The sequence below is a fragment of the Actinophytocola sp. genome, assembly GCF_045807065.1.
GTDB lineage: Bacteria > Actinomycetota > Actinomycetes > Mycobacteriales > Pseudonocardiaceae > Actinophytocola.
In genome coordinates this window covers 1-17,765 of the sequence record NZ_JBJMIE010000655.1, presented here as the reverse complement: position 1 = coordinate 17,765, position 17,765 = coordinate 1, and the positions used below count along the sequence as shown (strand labels likewise).

Annotated in this window: 17 protein-coding genes and 1 riboswitch; of the genes, 6 read left to right on the top strand and 11 right to left on the bottom strand. The window is 70.8% G+C overall.

Annotated features, from left to right (window positions below):
- Positions 1-656 precede the first annotated feature (656 nt).
- The 3 genes from ACJ73U_RS38595 (at position 657) to ACJ73U_RS38585 (ending at position 3,097) form a co-directional block, all read left to right on the top strand.
- Positions 657-1,184: a GNAT family N-acetyltransferase gene (locus ACJ73U_RS38595; protein WP_407782723.1), complete on the top strand. Its 528-nt coding sequence runs from the start codon at positions 657-659 to the stop codon at positions 1,182-1,184.
- A gap of 74 nt (positions 1,185-1,258) precedes the next feature.
- Positions 1,259-1,885 (top strand): LysE family translocator, encoded by a 627-nt coding sequence (locus ACJ73U_RS38590; protein ID WP_407782722.1) that lies wholly within the window; start codon positions 1,259-1,261, stop codon positions 1,883-1,885.
- Between the two features lie 30 nt (positions 1,886-1,915).
- Positions 1,916-3,097, top strand: coding sequence for a glycosyltransferase 87 family protein (locus ACJ73U_RS38585; RefSeq protein WP_407782721.1), 1,182 nt, complete (start codon positions 1,916-1,918; stop codon positions 3,095-3,097).
- Here the strand turns inward: ACJ73U_RS38585 and ACJ73U_RS38580 are convergent.
- The 5 genes from ACJ73U_RS38580 to ACJ73U_RS38560 form a co-directional block, all read right to left on the bottom strand.
- Positions 3,024-4,085 (bottom strand): ABC transporter ATP-binding protein, encoded by a 1,062-nt coding sequence (locus ACJ73U_RS38580; RefSeq protein ID WP_407782720.1) that lies wholly within the window; start codon positions 4,083-4,085, stop codon positions 3,024-3,026. The two genes, ACJ73U_RS38585 and ACJ73U_RS38580, sit on opposite strands and share 74 nt — an antisense overlap.
- Positions 4,086-4,203: 118 nt before the next feature.
- Entirely contained in the window at positions 4,204-5,025 is an 822-nt protein-coding gene (locus ACJ73U_RS38575; RefSeq protein WP_407782719.1) for a carbohydrate ABC transporter permease, read from the bottom strand.
- Positions 5,022-5,900, bottom strand: coding sequence for a carbohydrate ABC transporter permease (locus tag ACJ73U_RS38570; protein ID WP_407782718.1), 879 nt, complete (start codon positions 5,898-5,900; stop codon positions 5,022-5,024). The genes ACJ73U_RS38575 and ACJ73U_RS38570 overlap by 4 nt, the downstream gene beginning before the upstream one ends.
- Positions 5,887-7,290, bottom strand: a complete 1,404-nt coding sequence (locus tag ACJ73U_RS38565) for an extracellular solute-binding protein (protein WP_407782717.1) — start codon at positions 7,288-7,290, stop codon at positions 5,887-5,889. Before ACJ73U_RS38565 ends, ACJ73U_RS38570 begins: the two co-directional genes overlap by 14 nt.
- A 214-nt stretch (positions 7,291-7,504) precedes the next feature.
- Positions 7,505-8,743 carry a CehA/McbA family metallohydrolase gene (locus tag ACJ73U_RS38560; RefSeq protein ID WP_407782716.1) on the bottom strand — a complete coding sequence of 413 codons (1,239 nt, stop codon included), beginning with the start codon at positions 8,741-8,743 and terminating at the stop codon, positions 7,505-7,507.
- A gap of 104 nt (positions 8,744-8,847) precedes the next feature.
- On the opposite strand from ACJ73U_RS38560, the gene ACJ73U_RS38555 reads away from it, so the two are divergent.
- On the top strand, positions 8,848-9,843 hold the full coding sequence (locus tag ACJ73U_RS38555) for an AsnC family protein (RefSeq protein WP_407782715.1): 996 nt from the start codon (positions 8,848-8,850) through the stop codon (positions 9,841-9,843).
- On the opposite strand, the gene ACJ73U_RS38550 is transcribed toward ACJ73U_RS38555, so the two are convergent.
- From ACJ73U_RS38550 to ACJ73U_RS38535, 4 genes are all read right to left on the bottom strand, one after another.
- Positions 9,840-10,133 carry a hypothetical protein gene (locus tag ACJ73U_RS38550; RefSeq protein WP_407782714.1) on the bottom strand — a complete coding sequence of 98 codons (294 nt, stop codon included), beginning with the start codon at positions 10,131-10,133 and terminating at the stop codon, positions 9,840-9,842. The genes ACJ73U_RS38555 and ACJ73U_RS38550 overlap by 4 nt on opposite strands.
- Positions 10,134-10,201: 68 nt before the next feature.
- Complete coding sequence (locus ACJ73U_RS38545) at positions 10,202-11,131, bottom strand: RluA family pseudouridine synthase (RefSeq protein ID WP_407782713.1); 930 nt, start codon at positions 11,129-11,131, stop codon at positions 10,202-10,204.
- The gene (gene lspA, locus ACJ73U_RS38540; RefSeq protein ID WP_407782712.1) at positions 11,128-11,766 is read right to left on the bottom strand and encodes a signal peptidase II; all 639 of its coding nucleotides are present in this window, start codon (positions 11,764-11,766) and stop codon (positions 11,128-11,130) included. Before lspA ends, ACJ73U_RS38545 begins: the two co-directional genes overlap by 4 nt.
- Positions 11,767-11,780: 14 nt before the next feature.
- Positions 11,781-13,136 carry an aminotransferase class V-fold PLP-dependent enzyme gene (locus tag ACJ73U_RS38535; RefSeq protein WP_407782711.1) on the bottom strand — a complete coding sequence of 452 codons (1,356 nt, stop codon included), beginning with the start codon at positions 13,134-13,136 and terminating at the stop codon, positions 11,781-11,783.
- Positions 13,137-13,151: 15 nt separating this feature from the next.
- Positions 13,152-13,267: riboswitch (SAM riboswitch) on the bottom strand.
- A 70-nt stretch (positions 13,268-13,337) separates the two neighbouring features.
- Between ACJ73U_RS38535 and sthA the strand changes: the two genes are divergently transcribed.
- Positions 13,338-14,741, top strand: coding sequence for a Si-specific NAD(P)(+) transhydrogenase (gene sthA, locus ACJ73U_RS38530; protein ID WP_407782710.1), 1,404 nt, complete (start codon positions 13,338-13,340; stop codon positions 14,739-14,741).
- Here the strand turns inward: sthA and ACJ73U_RS38525 are convergent.
- Positions 14,738-16,222 carry a potassium/proton antiporter gene (locus tag ACJ73U_RS38525; RefSeq protein WP_407782709.1) on the bottom strand — a complete coding sequence of 495 codons (1,485 nt, stop codon included), beginning with the start codon at positions 16,220-16,222 and terminating at the stop codon, positions 14,738-14,740. The genes sthA and ACJ73U_RS38525 overlap by 4 nt on opposite strands.
- Positions 16,223-16,734: 512 nt before the next feature.
- Here ACJ73U_RS38525 and ACJ73U_RS38520 point away from each other — a divergent pair.
- A complete protein-coding gene (locus ACJ73U_RS38520; protein WP_407782724.1) occupies positions 16,735-16,989 on the top strand; it encodes a DUF167 domain-containing protein in 255 nt (84 codons plus the stop codon).
- Here ACJ73U_RS38520 and ACJ73U_RS38515 read toward each other — a convergent pair.
- Positions 16,979-17,765: YhgE/Pip family protein (locus ACJ73U_RS38515; protein WP_407782708.1), on the bottom strand; the 787-nt coding region annotated here is incomplete at its 5' end. The two genes, ACJ73U_RS38520 and ACJ73U_RS38515, sit on opposite strands and share 11 nt — an antisense overlap.

Here is a 17,765-nt window from a genome sequence, read left to right as displayed (position 1 = left end):
GGTTGATCCGGCCGCTTTCACTCGCCGCGTGGAGCCTTGTCGCGGGTTGGCCATGGCGGCGCGAGTTGGCCAACGGGATTAGGTTGATCCGGCCGCTTTCACTCGCCGCGTGGAGCCTTGTCGCGGGTTGGCCGTGGGGGCCAGACCAATCCAACGGGGTTGGATTGGTCTGGCCGCTTTCGCTCACCGCATGGAGCCTTGCCGGCGGTTGGCCCTGGCGGCGCAAGTTGGCCAACGGGGTTAGGTTGATCCGGCCGCTTTCACTCGCCGCATGGGGCCTTGTTGCCGGTTGGCCGTGGGGGCGCGGGTTGGCCAACGGGGCTGGGTTCATCCGGCCGCTTTCGCTCACCGCATGGAGCGATCGCGTTTCGCTGGGCCGGGGGCCGGAATTGCCAACGAGTTGGGTTGGCCGAGCCGTTTCAGCCCGCCGCGTGGCGGCGGCCCTTCTTAGCCGTGGGGGCGCGGAGTGGCCGACGGAGTCGACTTTGATCTGGCCGTTTCGGCCCGCCCCCGTGGGGTGGCGGCGCGCTTGGTTGATGGCGGGCTTGGGTTGGTCGGTCCAGCGACTTGCTCTTTGCCGGTGCGTCGTTCGTGGTGGGGTTTTGGATGTTGGTGTTTGGGCCGCCCTTGCGGTCGGGGCCGCGTAGCGTGCGGGTATGAGTGAGGGGTTGCGGTTGCGGCGGGTGGTTGAGTCCGATCTTGAGGCGTTGGACGCGATGTTCGCTGATCCGGCTGCCATTGGGGAGTTCAACTGGGGTGGGTTCGTGGGTGGGAAGCAGTGGCGGCAGCGGTTCGCGGACAACGGGCTTCTCGCTGATGACAAGAGTGTGTTGATGGTGGAGTTGGGCGGGGAGACGCTCGGGTTCGTGTCGTGGTTTCGGGTGCCTACCGGGAACACCGTGTACTGCGTCGAGTTCGGAATCAGCCTGCGGCCGGATGCGCGGGGGAACGGGCATGGGTCGGCCGCTCAGCTGCTGCTTGCCCGCTACCTGTTCGCGCACGCTCCTATCAACCGGATCCAGGCCGTTACCGAGGGGGAGAACGTCGCTGAGCAGCGGGCGTTGGAGAAGGCGGGGTTCGTTCGGGAAGGGGTGATGAAGGGGCGGACCTTCCGGGATGGTGCCTGGCGGGACGAGGTGCTCTACCGGATGTTGCGGTCGGAGTTGCCGTCCGCCGAGGGGTGACCTGAACGGTCCCACCACCTGGGCCGGGTGAAAATCGGCGCGACACTTCGGGTCTCCTGCTCCAGGATGCGGGCGTGGAGCTCTCGATCGTGTTGGCGTTCGTTGTCGCCTGTGTTGTGATCAGTGTGGTGCCTGGGCCTGATATGGCGTTCATCATGGCCAATGGGATCGCGCGGGGGCGGGCCGCTGGGGTGGTTGCCGCCGCGGGGATGTCCAGTGGGATCGTCGGGCATACGGTGGCCGCCGCGTTGGGGCTTGGGACGCTTCTGCAGGCGGCGCCTGTCGCGCTCGAGGTTGTGCGGGTTGCCGGGGCCGTCTTTCTTCTCTATCTCGCGGTCAAGACGTTGCGGTCGGCCAAGGACGTGGTCAGGGCCGCGCCTGTCCGGTTCGAGCGGCGATCGCTGCGGCGTACCTACGTGATGGCTACGCTCGTCAACCTCTCCAACCCCAAGGTCGTGCTGTTCTACGTCGCGTTCCTGCCGCAGTTCGTCACTCCGGGTGGGTGGCCCGTGCCGGTGCAGTTCCTCGTCATGGGGGCGATCCTCATCGTCATCGGGTTCTGCGTCGACGCGAGCGTGGGGCTCGCCTCCGGGGCGCTGTCCGCGGTGCTGTCGCGGCGGCCCGGGATCCAGCGGTGGTTGAACCGGGTGTCGGCCGCCGTCTTCGGTGGGCTCGCCGTGCGGCTGGTCGCGGATCGGTAGACTTCCCGCCGGTCCAGCTAGGGGGGAAGCGTGACGCGGCGAACCAGTCTCGTCGTCGCGGGTGGGCTGGTGGTCGTGGCGGGGGCGCTGCTCCTGCTCGTCGATCTCGAGAATCCCCTCGACCTGCGGGTGTACCGCGCTGGTGGGCAAGCCTGGCTGGACGGGTTCCCGCTCTACTCGGACGCGTTCGGCAGGCGGTACGGGACCGGGTTGCCGTTCACCTACCCACCGGTCTCGGCGTTGCTGTTCACCGCGCTCGCGGTGCTGCCCTGGGTGCTGGCCATCGTGGTGGTGGTCGTGCTCTCGCTGCTCGCGCTCGTCGGGGTGGGGGTGCTGGTCCTCCGGCACCGGACCGTCGCCGGGGTCGTCGCGGTGGTCGCCGGCGGCGTGTTGCTCGAACCCGTTCGGCTGACCTTCAGCTTCGGGCAGATCAACCTGGTGCTGATGGTCCTCGTCGTCGCCGACTGCCTGTCCCCGCGCACCTGGTGGCCGCGGGGGACGCTGACCGGGCTCGCGGCGGCGGTGAAGCTGACACCCTTCGCGTTCCTGCTGTTCTTCGCGGCTCGGCGGCAGTGGCGGCAGGCTCTCACCGCGGTCGGTGCGTTCGCCGTGGCGTCGCTGCTCGCCTGGGCGTTGGCGCCCAGCGAGACACCCGCCTACCTGTCCACGGTCCTCGGCGACCCGGAACGGATCGGCGGCCTCACCTACACCGCCAACCAGTCGCTCAACGGCTTCTGGCACCGGCTCGGCCTCGACGGCGACCTCACCACCCTGCTGTGGTTCGTGTCCGCGCTGGTCGTGGCCGTGCTCGGATGGTTCGCCGTGCGCCGGGCCACCGCCGCCGGCGACCACCTGGGCGCGCTGCTCGCGGCCGCGATCGCCGGGTTGCTGGCCTCGCCGGTGTCCTGGTCGCACCACTGGGTGTGGGCGGTCCTCGCCGGGGTCTGGCTGGCGCCGCGGCTGCGCACCTGGCGCTGGCCGGGACGGGTCGCGGCCGCGGTCGGCATGGCGCTGTTCGTGGCGCCGCCGCACTGGGTGCTGCCCAACCGGTACGACCGGGAGCTGTCCTGGTCGTGGTGGCAGCACATCGTCGGCAACGAGTTCACCTGGTGCGGGCTCGCGTTGCTGGTGGTGCTCGCTAGGCCGTCAGCAGCTCGCTGGTCTCGCCGTCGTACACCAGCAGCCGTCCCGGTGCCGGAGCCGCGGTCATAGTGGTGCCCACCGCCGGTTCCTCGTGTTCCGGCACGGTCAGGCCGACCAGGACCTCGCCAGGGCACTCCAGGGTCACCAGCGACGTCACGCCCAGGTTCTCCACGATGGACACCGTGCCGGTGATGCCGTCCGCGGCCGGCTGGAGGTACTCGGGGCGGATGCCGGCCACGACCGGGGCACCGTCGGTCAGGGCCAGGTCACCCGGTGGGGTCAGGAGCGCACCCGCGACCTCGACGAGGCCGTCACGGACGGTGCCGGTCAGCAGGTTCATCGGGGTCGAACCGATGAAGTTCGCCACGAACGTGTCCGCGGGGCGCTGGAAGACCTCCTTCGGCGTGCCCACCTGGCGGATCCGGCCCTCGGCCATCACCGCGATGCGGTCGGCCAGCGCCAGCGCCTCCGCCTGGTCGTGGGTCACGAACACCGTGGTCACGCCCAGGTCCCGTTGCAGCCGCTTGAGGAACGTCCTCGCCTCCAGCCGCAGCCGGGCGTCCAGGTTGGACAGCGGCTCGTCCAGCAGCAGCACGTCCGCGGACATGGCGATCGCGCGGGCCAACGCCACCCGCTGCTGCTGCCCGCCGGACAGCTGGCCGGGCCGGCGCTCCAGCAGCGCCGACAGGCCCAGGCCGGCCGAGGTCGACACGGCCGCGTCCTGCTGCGCCTGCTTCGACGCGCGCCGCACACGCAGCGGGTAGGCGATGTTCTGGGCGACCGTCATGTGCGGGAACAGAGCGTAGTCCTGGAACACCATGGCCACGCCGCGCTTGCCGGCGTCGAGGCGGGTGACGTCGCGACCGCCCAGCTGGATCGTGCCGGACGACGACTGCTCCAGGCCCGCGATCGTGCGCAGCAGGGTCGTCTTGCCGCAGCCGGACGGGCCGAGCAACGCGAAGAACTCACCGTCCGTGATGGACAGCTCGAGGCCGTCCACCGCGCGCACCCCGTTCGGGTACACCGTGGACAGCGCGGTCAGGTCGATTCCCGCCATCAGGACGCCTCCTCACCCGCTGCGTGGCGCCGGAACGCTCCGCAGGCTCCACTACTCCGGCGCCCTCCACGGGATCGGCGACGTCCTGAGTGCTCATGACTCGCTCCGCAAGCTCCGCTCATGCCTTGATCCCTCCGTGGAAGCGGAACCCGTACCGCTTGCTGACGAACAGGTAGAGCGCCACCACCGGGATCGCGTAGAGCAGCGAGAACACCGGGATCACCGTGAGGTTCGCGCTGCCGCCCTCGTCCTTGAGCGTGCGCAGAAGGACCGCCGCCGGTTGTTTCTCGACGTCGCGCAGCAGCAGGAACGGCAGCAGGAAGTTGCCCCACGCCTGCACGAACGCCCACACCAGGATGGTCGCGATGCCCGGCCGGGCGACGGGCAGGACCACGTGCCGTAGTACCTGACCGGGTGAGGCGCCGAACACCCGTGCCGACTCCTCGTAGGAGCGGGGCACGCTGTCGATGAAGTCCTTCAGGATGAAGATCGCGGCCGGGAGCATGCCGCCCGCGATGACCAGGCCGGTGGCGTACTGGGAGTTGATCAGCCCGAGCTGCAGCATCATCACGAAGATCGGCACCATGGCCGCGGTGCCGGTGACCACGCTGGACAGCAGCAACAGCACGTACAGCAGGGCGTCGCGGCCGGGGATGCGGACGCGGGACAGGGCGTAGGCCGCGAGCGTGCCCAGGGCGGTGGTGACGACCGTCGCGACCACGCACAGCACGATCGAGTTCAGCAGTGACCCGATCGCGTACGGGTGGGAGAACGTGACGCGCCAGTTGTCGAGCGTCCAGTCCGGCCACCGCAGGCCCACGCCGGGGTCGCTGTCGAACGGCGCGGACGCGAGCCAGAGCATGGGGATCGCGAAGAACGCCAGCAGGACGGCGATCAGCACGGTGTACAGGGAACGGCGGAGCATCGCTCTGAAGGTCACGCGCGCCTCCTGAGCAGGAGCAGGTAGAGCATGGACACCAGCAGGTTCACGATCAGCAGCAGGAACGAGATGGCCGCCGAGTAGCCGAGCTCGCCGTTCGCGATGGCCTGCTGGTAGATGAACACCGGCAGCGTCTCCGACTCGTGGTCCGGGCCGCCCGCGGTGAGCAGGAACGCCGTGAAGTCGTTGGCGGTCCACAGGGAGATGAGCAGTGTGTTGGTGAGGACGTGCCCGCGGATGTGCGGGAACACGACGTCCCGGACCGTCTGCCAGCCGCTCGCGCCGACCGTCTTCGCCGTCTCCAGCTGGGACGGCGGCACGGCGGCCAGTGCCGAGCTGTAGAGCATCATGGAGAACGCCGTGCCGCGCCAGGTGTTGAACACGATCAGCGACGCCATCGGGTACTCGACCAGCCACGCCGTGGAACCGTTGCCCAGCAGGGTGTTCAGTGTGCCGCCGTCCCGGTCGAGCACGGCCGTCCACAGGTAGGCGACGACCACGCTCGGCAGGATCCACGCGAGCAGGACCAACGCCTCCGTCAGCCGCCGGACCCAGGGGCGGGCCGAGCGCAGGACCCAGGCCAGCGCGAAGCCGAGCAGGTTCTGGCCCAGCACCGCGGAGCCGATGACGAACACCAGCGTCAGCCAGACGGCGTTGCCGAACAACGTGTCGTTCAGGGCGTCCATGAAGTTGGTGAGCCCGACGAACGACGGCGCGACCGACGCCGGGCCGGTCAACGTGTAGTCGGTGAGTCCGATGTAGATGGTCCAGAGCGCGGGGAAGACCAGGAACAGGCCGATGAGCAGCAGCGCGGGCGACACGAACGCGACCGCCCGCGCCACGCCCAGGCCCGCGGAGTCTCTAACCGCGCGCAACGTGGTCCTCGCCCACCGCCTTGACCAGCGCGTCCTGGTAGGCGGCGGCCGCCTCGTCCGCGCTCTTGCCGGCGATGATGTCGGCCGTGGCCTGCTGGAGCGCGGTCGACACCTTCGGGTACTCCGCGAGCCCCGGCCGGTAGCGGGTGATCGGGAGGACCTCCTTGGCGATGTAGCCGAGCATCGGGTCGTTCTTGAGGACCTCCTCGTTGACGTCCTTGCGCTGCGTGACCTGCGCGGTGTCGCCCAGCCGCGCCTTCGTGGCCTTGGCGGAGTTCATGAACTGGAGCAGCTCCCACGCCTGCTGCGGGTACTTCGTCTTCGGGTTGATCACCCGGATCGAGCCGCCGGACATGCTCACGAAGTCCTGGCCGCCGACCCCGGCGCCGGGTGCCCTGGCGGGGATCTTCGCCCAGCCGACGGCGCTGTTCCGGTCGGCCATCTTCGCGACGCCGACCGTCGGGTCGACGACCGAGCGCCAGAAGTAGTCGCTCTCGAACAGGATGCCGATCTTGTTCTGGGCGAACTCCTCGAACGACTTGTCGCGGCCCTTGGCCTCCTGCGCGAGCACCGGGTCACCGAGGTTGCCGCGGTACACCTGCTGGTAGAAGTCCAGGACGTCCTTGATCTCCTTGGTGGCGCCCTGCCACTTGCCGTCCTGGTAGATCTCCTTGCCGGTGCCGACGAGGAGCGGGAGCACGCCCTGCATGGTGGTCGCCTCGGTCATGGCGGTGCCGGCGTTGAGCTGGATCGGGGTGACGCCGGGGAGCCGCTTGAGGCTCACGGCGGCCGCGGTGATGTCGTCCCAGCTCTTCGGCTGCCAGTCGGCGGGCAGGCCGACCTGCTGGAACAGCTTCTTGTTGAAGAAGATCACCCGGCCGTCGGTGCCGACGGGGACGCCGTACCGCTTGCCGTCGAACTGGCCGAGCTTCTGCACGGCGTCCGGGATCTGCTGCCAGCCGTCCCAGGCGTCGACCTTGTCCTTGCCGACCATGTCGTTGAGGGGTTTGACCTGGCCGCCCTGCGCGAACTCGCCGAGCCAGATGCCGTCGATCTCGACGACGTCGCCGCCGATGTCGGTGTTGAAGTCGAGGGCGATCTTGGCCTTGTAGTCGGCGTCGTCCACGCCGGTGCCGTCGTACTTGACGGTGACGTTGACGCCTTTGGCCTTCTGCTGCTTGGTGAACTCGGGGATCACCCAGTCGGTGACCCACCGCGCGCCGAGGTCGTTCTTGCCGCCGGCCACCGAGTTGGAGGTGATGGTGAGGGTCACGTCCTTGGCGTCCGCGTTGCGCGCGGAGTCCGAGTCCTGCTGCTGCCCGAGGCAGCCGGCCAGCGCCATCGCCGTGACGGCGGTCGCGGCCAGCGCCAGTGTGCGGCGTGCTCGCATCTTCGGCACCTCTCGTCGTCGAGTTCGTTGGTCTTTCACCAACTGCGGTCCGAACAGGACGGAGATTAGTGCGGGAGGCGCGGGAACGCGAGCATGGCGACGGAGCGCGACCAAGATCGGCACGAAACCGCAACCAGGCGTGGTACGGGCACCGAGGCGGTTGGTGGCCGGGTGCCGTCACGTTCGACCTCGCACGAAGACCAGGGGCAGGCCGCTAGTGCGGGGTGCCGGCCAGGGACAGGACCGTGCCGTTGTGGTCGCACAGGGCGTGGCCGTGGGCGCCGGGCGGGTCGAAGGTGTCGCGGTCGAAGCGGACCTTGTGCGTGGCCTCCGGGCCGACGACCAGCGTGCCCGGGGCGTCCAGCGCGATGACCTTGCCGTCCATCGGGAGCAGGACCGGGCCCGTGCGGTCCGCCGACACCGCCGTGCGGCCGGCACGCAGACCCTCCAGCACGGCCGGGACCAGCTCGTCGGCGTTGCGGGCGTGGGCGTCGACGGCCACCCAGGTGGTGGGTGCGCCCAGCCGGACACCCTCGTCGGGGCCGTGCCAGTCGCTGCCGCCGATGGGGGTGGCCGCCGTCCCCCAGGCCTGCCACCACGCGACCGGACCGCCCCACTCCCGGGCCGCCCAGCTGGAGTGCCAGACCTCGACGAGCGGCGGGTGCTCGGGCAGCGGGTGCCGCCAGGCGCAGTCCCCGGCGAGCGGGTGGTTGATCGACAGGAGGCCGCCGCGTTCGCGGACCGCCTTCACCCAGTTCGCGGCCGGCTCGCGGAAGTCGACCCAGCCGATGTCGCCGAACGCGTTGGCGTGGCCGAACTCGGTGGTGACCTCCTGGCCGGGGATGAGCGCGATGCCGTACTTCCTGCCGACCTGGGCCAGCTCGGCGTGGTGGCTGACCGTGTTGTGGTCGGTGACCGCGAGCGCGTCCAACCCGGCGGCGACGGCCTCGGCCGCCAGTTCGGCGACGGTCAGGGTGCCGTCGGAGTGCACGGTGTGGGCGTGCAGGTCGGTGGCGACCCAGCGCAGTCCGGCGCCGGCGGGCAGGCCGCGGGGGCGGGGCTTGGCCGGGACGGGCGGGTCCGGGCGCTTCGCCGGCAGCTCGACGTCGACATCGGTGCGGATGGTGACGGTCACCTCGACACCGCTGGCGGGCAGGCGGTGCAGGCCGAGCACCACGTGCCACTCCCCCGGCTCCAGGTCGCCGGGCACGTAACCGGGAGTGGCCGCCTCCGGGGTGATCACATAGCTCCGGCGGGCACCGCCCGACCAGCCGCGCCACCCGTGCGCACCGTCACAGCCGAGATCGATCACCGCACCCGAGGCCTGGTCGAACTCCAGGTCGACGGCGATGGACCGGCAGCCGGCCGGCACGTCGAACGGGAGGAGGGGCCAGTGCTTGTCCGCTCTCAGATCGCGGGTCCAGAAGCCTCGGTGAATGGTGGGGGCGCCCATGGGTAGATCCTGCCAGTAACGCGGTGGGCGGCAGGAGGAGAATCGACCGGGAGTGGGCGCGGCATCCGCCGCGATGATCGAGTGAACGGGGTAGCGTGCGAGCCGTGACGGATCCGGTAGACGCCCGTCTCCTCGGCGTGGTCGCCGAGATGGGCAGAGCAGCGGTGCACGAGGTGGCCGCCCGTCTGGGCATGGACCCGCGGGAGGTCGCGTCGCGGCTGGTCGCGCTCTCGGCGACCGGGCTGCCGCTGCTCGTGGGCGTCGAGTGCGACCCTGGACGCCTTCGCCAGGCCGCGGCCGCCGCGATGGCCGCCACCTCGCCGCCCTACGGGATGCCGTACCCGGTGCAGGGCACGCCGACCGGGCCGTACCCACCGTCCGGACCGATGCCCGTGTCGGGACCCATGCCTGGTCCCTATGCTCAGTCGCAGCCCGGACACGGGCCGTCGGGTCCGCACACGGTCATGCCGCGCACCGGGCCGCCCAGCTCACCCTTCCCCGCGCAGACGCAGACCGGGCCGCCGAGCCAGCCGTTCCCGGCGCCGATCCAGCAGCCCATGCCGCAGGTCGAGCCGCCGATCAGCACGTGGGGGCCGCCGCAGACCTCGACCTGGGCCCGGGGGGACGCGCCACCGCAGGACGTGACACAGCCCACGATCCGAGCGGAGAAGCCGGATGTCCGCCAGGGCAAGGTGGGCAGCGCACTGCAGACCGAGGGCCTCGAGGGCGAGCGGCTGTCGATCACCCTGGTCGAGGTCGTGGATCCGGCCGACTACCTGTTCACCGCGGCGGGCTACCGGCTCCAGGAAGGTGAGCGGTCGGTGGTCGTGCACACGGAGCTGACCAACCGGGGCCACGTGGCGTTCCAGTCGCTGCCGGACCTGTACCTGGTGCTGGTGACCCCGGACGGGAAGACCATCTCGAAGGCGCCGGTGTCGCTGTCGTCCCGGCCGCCCCACCGGATCGGGGTGCCGCCGGGCGAGACGCAGGGCGGGCACACGGTGTACGTGGTGCCGGAGAACACCGAGGTCACCTCGGTCCGGTGGAGCCCGCGACCGGACGAGGAGTCCCGCGCCCTCACCTGGATCATCGAGAACTAGCCGCCGGACGACCGGAACACCCTGGCCACCCAGGACTTCCGCTTCTCGGGTGCTTGCGGCGCGAGAGCCGGGATCGGCGTGGTGGGTGGCTCCTGCCGCTCGGCGTGTCCACTGTCGGGATCACGGCGTGGTGGACCGGTCGGCGGCACGGGGATGCGGTGGCGGCCCTCCGGTACCGGCTCAGGGTCCGGTTCCAGGTCGAACGGTGACTCCGGCGGACCGACCCCGATCACCGGCGGCGCCACCCCGTCCACCAGGAAGTGCTCGACCTGGTCGCCGTCGCGTGCCACTGGGCACCACCACCCCTCGCTGGGTTGTGGCCCAAAATACGCGAAACACCAGGGATTGTGGGCGGTCCTCAGGATTCCGCGCTGAGGCGGTCCAGCGCGGTCTGCAGGTCCGCCGGGTAGGTGCTGGTGAACTCGACCCAGCGGCCGTCCGCCGGGTGGTGGAAGGCCAGGCGGCGGGCGTGGAGCCACTGGCGGGCGAGGCCCAGGCGTTTGGCCAGGACCGGGTCCGCGCCGTAGGTCAGGTCGCCGACGCAGGGGTGGCGCAGCGCCGCGAAGTGCACGCGGATCTGGTGCGTCCGGCCGGTCTCCAGGCGAATGTCCACCAGCGACGCCGCGCGGAAGGCCTCCACGGTCTCGTAGTGGGTGACGCTCGGCCGCCCACCCGCGACGACCGCGAACTTGTAGTCGTGCTTGGGGTGCCGGTCGATCGGGGCGTCGATCGTGCCCGCTGACGGGTCCGGGTGGCCCTGCACCAGCGCGTGGTAGCCCTTGTCGACGGTTCGTTCCTTGAACGCGCGCTTCAGCACGGTGTACGCATGCTCGCTCTTGGCCACCACCATGACTCCGGTCGTGCCGACGTCCAGGCGGTGCACCACGCCCTGCCGCTCGGCGGCGCCGGACGTCGACACCCGCAGCCCGGCCGCCGCCAGGCCGCCGATGACCGTCGGGCCCGTCCAGCCGGGGCTGGGGTGCGCGGCGACGCCGACCGGCTTGTCCACCACCACGATGTCGTCGTCCTCGTAAACGACGGCCAGGCCCGGAACCTCGATCGCGGGCACCTCCGTGGCGGGGCGCTCCGGTTCGGGCAGCGTGATCTCCAGCCACGCGCCCGCGGTGAGGCGGTCGGACTTGCCGGCCGGGCGCCCGTCCAGGCTCACGTCGCCCGACTCGGCGATCGCGGCGACCGTGGTGCGGGACAGGCCGAGCAGCTTGGCGAAGCCGGCGTCCACGCGCATGCCGTCGAGCCCGTCGGGTACGGGCAGGGTGCGTGAGGTCATTTCTTGTCCGCCGTCCGCCGGCCGTCGTAGTCGCGGCCCAGCAACGCCATCAGCACGATCAGCGCGCCGCCGCAGACGATCGACGAGTCGGCCACGTTGAACACCGGGAACACGTCACCGTTCGGCGCGAACGGCGACAGGAAGTCGACGACGTGCCCGTGCAGCGCCCCCGGGGCACGGAAGAACCGGTCGACCAGGTTGCCGATGGCGCCGGCGAGCACGAGCGACAGGCCGAGGGCCCAACCCACGGACCGCAGCTTCGGCATCACCCAGCTGATCCCGACGACCACGGCCAGCGCGATCAGCGTGAGCACCCACGTCATGCCGGTGGCCATGCCGAACGCGGCACCCGGGTTGCGCACGATCTGCAGGTAGAACAGCCCCCCGAGGACGCGGACGGGCTGCTCGCCCTCGAGGTTGGACAGCGCGAGCTGCTTGGTGATCAGGTCTGCGGCCAGCACGATCGGTGCGACGATCGCGACGAGCCACGCGCGCCGGGGCGGCAGAGGCACCACCGGTGTCTCCGCGTGGGTTGTCTCCCCGTCGGTTGTATCCGTGTCAGTCGTCTCCGTGTCGGCGCTGGTCTCCTCGGGCGAGGACGATGGATCGCTCGCAAGCTCGCTCACGTCACCCATTGTCCACGGTCGGTTCAGTTGCTCAGGAAGGCGGGCAGCTCACGCGGGTCGTCCACCGGCGCGTAGCGGCCGTCGACCAGCTCGTAGTCCCACGTCGTGCCCTGCTCGACCAGGCGGTGGAGCGCGGTGAGCAGGCGGTCCACGTGCTCCGCGGTGCTGCCGAGGCCGAGGCTCGCTCGCAGCGCGCGGTCGCCGGTCAGCCGCCTGACCAGGATGTGCGCGCAGAACGCGCCGTCCCGCACGCCGATGCCGTGCTCGGCGGACAGGTAGGCGGCGACCAGGTTCGGGTCGTGGCCCTCGACGGTGAAGCTGACGACGCCGACGCGTGGCGCCGAGTCGCCGAAGATCGACAGCTGTCGCACGCCGGGAATCGCGGCGAGGCCCGTGCGCAGCCGGTCGAGCAGCGCCTCCTCGTGCGCGATCACGGCGTCCCAGTGCTGGCGCAACGTCCGGCAGGCCACGGCGAGCGCGTGCGCGCCGACGACGTTCGGCGAGCCGGCCTCGTGCCGCTCCGGGCCGTAGTTCCAGGACACGGCCCGCGCGGTGACCTGCCGGGTCGCGCCGCCACCGGCGAGGTACGGGTTCGCCGCACGCAGCCAGTCCGCCCGGCCGACCAGCGCGCCGGCACCGAACGGTGCGTACAGCTTGTGCCCGGACAGCACCACGTAGTCGACGTCGAGGGCCGTGATGTCGACCGGGCGGTGCGGGGCGAGCTGGGCGGCGTCGAGCACGATGCGGGCGCCGTGCCGGCGGGCCACGGCGGCCAGGCGGGCGACCGGCCACAGCTCGCCGGTGACGTTCGCGGCGCCGGTGACCACGACGAGCCGCGGGCCGGTCGGCGTCCGCGCGAGGGCCTCGTCGAGGTCCTGCTCCACGTTCGCGGTCGGGGTGACGCGGTGCACGTTCGGGCCGCGCCACGGCAGGATCGCGGCGTGGTGGTCGGTGTCGAACACGATCACCGACGTGCCCGCCGGCACCGCCCTGGCCAGCAGGTTCAGCGCGTCGGTGGTGTTGCGGGTGAAGATCACCTCGGCGGTGGCGCGGGCGCCGACGAAGTCGCGGACGACCTCCCTGGCCCGCTCGTACACCTTCGTGGACACCTGCGAGGCGAACCCGGCGCCGCGGTGCACGCTGGCGTACCAGGGCAGCAGCTCGTCGACCGCCTCCCGCACCGCGTCGAGGCAGGGCGCGCTGGCCGCGTGGTCGAGGTTGGCGTACTGGACGTGCCGGCCGTCGACCAGCGGCACGGTCAGCCGGGCGCCGGCGACGGACGGCACGCCGGCAGGATGCGTCGAACTCGCGGGTCCGGCGAGTTGGACACGCGTGTCCGCGGCGTTGGACACGCGGGCGTGGGGGATTGCGAGCGTCATGACGGCGCCTCCAGGAATACGCGCTTGCCTACCCGCCCTGCGCGGGAGACCTGGTCCTCACCCGGGGCACCCCACCGCGGTTGGAGGGTTGCCGGCCAGCGAGCCGGGGCTTGGTGCTGGCACTCATGACCTTCGTGAAGAAAAGGTAGCCGATGTCCGTCGAAACTGTCCAATGGCTGTGCCGCTTGCCAGACTGACGTCATGGCTGACTACGACCTGCTGGTGATGGGCTCCGGACCGGGCGGGCAGAAGGCGGCGATCGCGGCCGCGAAGCTCGGTGCGTCGGTGGCGCTGATCGAGCGCCGCAACATGATCGGCGGCGTGTGCATCCAGACGGGCACGATCCCGTCGAAGACCCTGCGCGAGGCGGTGCTGTACCTGACGGGCATGTCCCAGCGGGAGCTGTACGGGCAGAGCTACCGGGTCAAGGAGGACATCACGATCGGCGACCTGACCGCGCGCACGTCGCACGTGGTCGGCCGCGAGGTCGACGTGATCCGCAGCCAGCTCTCCCGCAACGGCGTCGCGCTGCTGCCCGGCGAGGGCACGTTCCTGGACCCGCACACCGTGCAGGTGTCCGACGGCAGCGGTCAGCAGCGCAAGGTCACGGCCGACAAGATCGTGATCGCGACCGGCACCCGGCCGGCGCGGCCGGCCAGCGTCGACTTCGACGAGCAGACGATCATCGACTCGGACGGCATCCTCGGCCTGTCGAAGATCCCGCGGTCGATGATCGTGGTCGGCGCCGGGGTGATCGGCATCGAGTACGCGTCGATCTTCGCCGCGCTCGGCACGAAGGTCACCGTGATCGAGCAGCGGATGCGGATGCTGGAGTTCTGCGACACCGAGGTGGTCGAGGCGCTCAAGTACCAGCTGCGGGACCTGGCGGTGACCTTCCGCTTCGGCGAGACGGTGACCGCGGTGGAGCGCCACACCCGGGGCACGGTCGTCATCCTGGAGAGCGGCAAGAAGATCCCCGCCGACACGGTCGTGTACTCGGCGGGCCGGCAGGGCATGACCGACGCGCTGAACCTGTCGGCGGCCGGCCTCGAGGCGGACAAGCGCGGACGGATCAGGGTCGACTCGTCGTTCCGCACGTCCGTGGAGCACATTTACGCGGTCGGCGACGTCATCGGCTTCCCGGCGCTGGCGGCCACGTCGATGGAGCAGGGCCGGCTGGCCGCGCACCACGCGTGCGGCGAACCCGTGCACGAGATGCACCAGCTGCAGCCGATCGGGATCTACACCATCCCGGAGATCAGCTACATCGGCCGGACCGAGGACGAGCTGACCGAGCAGCGGATCCCGTTCGAGGTCGGCGTGTCCCGGTACCGCGAGCTGGCACGCGGACAGATCATCGGCGACTCGTACGGCGTGCTGAAGCTGCTGGTGTCCCCGGAGGACCGGTCACTGCTGGGCGTGCACGTGTTCGGCACCAACGCGACCGAGCTGGTCCACATCGGACAGGCGGTGATGGGCTGCGGCGGCACGGTGGACTACCTGGTGGACACGGTGTTCAACTACCCGACACTCGCCGAGTCGTACAAGGTGGCAGCCCTCGACGCGACGAACAAGATGCGCCAGATCAGCCTGCTGACGGACTAGTCCCTGCCGGTTTCGCCGTGCCAGCGGGCGAAGCGGCCCGCGCGGTCGATGGCGCGGATGCGGTGCTCGGTCTCGGCGCGGGCCTGTTCGGTGGCCACGACCAGCAGTTGGTCCTGCTCCTGCAGGCGGGTGGTGGGCGCCGGGGTGTAGCTGACGTTGCGGCGGACCAGCAGGCTCACCGTCGCGCCGGTGGGGAGTCGGAGTTCTCGCAGGTAGACGCCGTGCATGCGGGAGTCGGGCGGCACGGTGAACGTCAGCAGGACGGCGCCGAGCTCGTCGAGCGGGGCGGCGTCGACGTCGACCTCGCGGGCCTCGCCGGTCTTCGCGAGGCCGAGCCACCTGGCGATGAGCGGCAGGGTGCTGCCCTGCACGATCGTCAGCACGATGACCAGCACGAACACGCCGTCGACGAGCTGGTGCGCGCCCGGCACGCCTTCGGTGATCGGGATCATCGCGAGCACGATCGGCACCGCGCCGCGCAGGCCGGCCCACGACAGGAACGCCTGTTCGCGCCACGGGACGCGGAACGGCGTGAGCGAGATCGCGACGGAGATCGGCCGCGCGAGGAGCGTGACGACGATGCCGGCGACCAGGCCCGGCACGATCGCGTCGAGGAGCCGGGCCGGTGACATGAACAGCCCGAGTAGGACGAACAGCCCGATCTGCGACAGCCAGCCCAGTCCTTCGGCGAAGGAGAGCGTGTCGTTGCGGTGCGGGAGTTTCGAGTTGCCGAGCACGAGCGACGCGACGTAGGCGGCGAGGAGCCCAGAGGCGTGCGCGAGGGAGCCGGCGGAGAACGCGAGGACCGAGACGGCGACCGTCGCGAGTGGATAGAGGCCGGTGGCCGGGAGAGCGGCGCGGCGCAGGGCGTGCACGCCGAGCCAGCCGAACGCGACGCCGATGAGGCCGCCGACCACCAGCTCGTAGAGCGCGAGGAGCGGGTCGACCCAGGTGGCGGTGCTGCCGCCGGCGAGGAGCACGACGACCAGGTAGGCGGCCGCGTCGTTCATGCCGGACTCGAGCTCGAGCGCGCCCACCAGCCGGCGGCTGACGGAGATGTTGCGCAGCACGCTGAACACGGCGGCGGCGTCCGTCGAGGCGAGGACCGCACCCCAGAGGAGGGCGAGGCGCCAGTCGAAGCCGAGGACGAGGTGGAGCGCGGCCCCGGTCACGCCGATGCTGACGACGACGGCCACAGTGGACAGCACGACACCCGGCCAGAAGGAGGGACGGACCTCGCGCCAGCGGGTGGTCAGCCCACCCTCGGTGAGGATGAGGACCAGGGCCGCCAGCCCGAGCGACTCCGTGAGCGAGGCGTTCTCGAACTCGATGCCGATGCCGGCCTCACCGAGCAGGATGCCGATGGCGAGGTAGAGCACGAGGGACGGGAAACCGAGGCGCACGGAGACCCGCACCGCGACCACCGAGACCAGCAGGACCCCGGCAACAGCCCCGAGCACGACCGACAACTCCTGGGCCACACCTTCCTCCTGATCAACTCTGCCGGATCGATTCGGAAATACCCGACGAAAGAACCTATCGTGCGAAGGGCGGTGAGATACAGGCCGGTCGGTGTCAGGGGCTCGATGCGGAAGAAAGCGTTGCGGGCAAGGGGGAACCCGCACCGCGCGCTGTGGTCGGCTGGCGCGCTGCGGTCGGCTGGCGCGCCAAGATCTTTCGGGTCGCGGGCGGTGTTCGACGTCCAGCCATGGCTTCGAGGCTCGGCCTGGTCACTCCCGTGACTCTCGACGTTGAGCTTGGCCTCCGGCCCCCGGTTTCCAGCCTACCGTGAGGCGCCGACAAAGATCGAGAGTCGCGGGGACGCCTGTGGATGGCGTCGTCCCTTGTGGACAAGTGCCGGGAACGGCCCCGCGCGCGCCGGGAACTGTCGGTGCCCCATGAGACCATGGAACCGGGGGCCGGAGGCAACCCGGCTGAAGCGAAAGCACCCGGCTGGACCAGAGGTCCCGGCGGGGTCCTTGGAGGCGTGGCGGTGCGGTTCGCGGTGCGGGTGAAGCCCGGGGCCAGGCGGGAGGTGGTCGGCGGGCGGCACGGGGACGCGCTGGTCGTCGCCGTGGTGGCGCCTGCTGTTGAGGGCAAGGCCAACGAGGCCGTGCGCAAGGCGCTCGCCAAGGCGTTCGGGATCCGCAGGCAGGACGTCACGATCATTGCCGGGCACCGTGGCCGGGACAAGGTGATCGAGGTGCCGGACGCGGCCGCCCGGCTCGACGAGCTGCTCAGATACTGAGCGCCGGCTTCAGCTTCGCCATGGTCCACTCGCGTTCGCGGTGCACGACCAGCGTCGTCAGTGCCAGTGCCACCACCAGGAAACCGGCCAGCACCAGCGCGTCGCGCACGAGGTGTCCGGTGTTCCCTCCGGTGATCGTCACGCGTAGGCCGTCCACGAAGTAGCTCATCGGCAGGAACCAGTGCAGCGCGCGGAAGAACCCCGGCAGTGTCTCGTACGGGTACGTGCCCGCCGACGTCGTCAGCTGCAGCAGCAACAACACCAGCACCACGGCACTCGCGACCCCGCCCAGCCACGTCCGGAACAGGTGCGCGATCGCCGTGAACGCGGCCGCCGCCAGGATCACCAGGCCGATCATGGCCCACGCCAGCACCGGGTCCAGCCCGAGGAACACGTCCAGCACCACGAACAGCACCAGGCCGCCCAGCGCGCAGCATGTCGCGGCGGGGAGCCAGCCCGCCAGTGCCACCGTCACGTCGCCGGCGCGGGAGGCGAGGGCGCGGGCGGACACCGGGCGCAGGACGAGGAACGCGGTGATGCCGAAGACCACCAGCGCGATCGCGAAGAAGAACGGCGTCAGTCCGCGCCCGTACGTCACCGCCGGGTGCAGGTTCTCCGTCGCCACGTCCACCGGGGACGCCAGGGTCTGCGCGTTGCTCTTCTTCTGGTCGTCCGACAGCACCGGGATCCGCGTCTGGGCGTCCGACAGGCCCGACGCCAGCTGAGAGGCGCCGGACGACAGGCGCGCGATGCCGTCGTGCAGAGTCGACGCGCCG

Bases quoted from the DNA above. Each gene is read 5' to 3' on its own strand.
- ACJ73U_RS38595 (WP_407782723.1), top strand. From the start codon at position 657: ATGAGTGAGGGGTTGCGGTTGCGGCGGGTGGTTGAGTCCGATCTTGAG.
- ACJ73U_RS38580 (WP_407782720.1), bottom strand. From the start codon at position 4,085: ATGGCGGGAATCGACCTGACCGCGCTGTCCACGGTGTACCCGAACGGG.
- ACJ73U_RS38565 (WP_407782717.1), bottom strand. From the start codon at position 7,290: ATGCGAGCACGCCGCACACTGGCGCTGGCCGCGACCGCCGTCACGGCG.
- ACJ73U_RS38560 (WP_407782716.1), bottom strand. From the start codon at position 8,743: ATGGGCGCCCCCACCATTCACCGAGGCTTCTGGACCCGCGATCTGAGA.
- ACJ73U_RS38545 (WP_407782713.1), bottom strand. From the start codon at position 11,131: ATGACCTCACGCACCCTGCCCGTACCCGACGGGCTCGACGGCATGCGC.
- lspA (WP_407782712.1), bottom strand. From the start codon at position 11,766: ATGGGTGACGTGAGCGAGCTTGCGAGCGATCCATCGTCCTCGCCCGAG.
- ACJ73U_RS38535 (WP_407782711.1), bottom strand. From the start codon at position 13,136: ATGACGCTCGCAATCCCCCACGCCCGCGTGTCCAACGCCGCGGACACG.
- sthA (WP_407782710.1), top strand. From the start codon at position 13,338: ATGGCTGACTACGACCTGCTGGTGATGGGCTCCGGACCGGGCGGGCAG.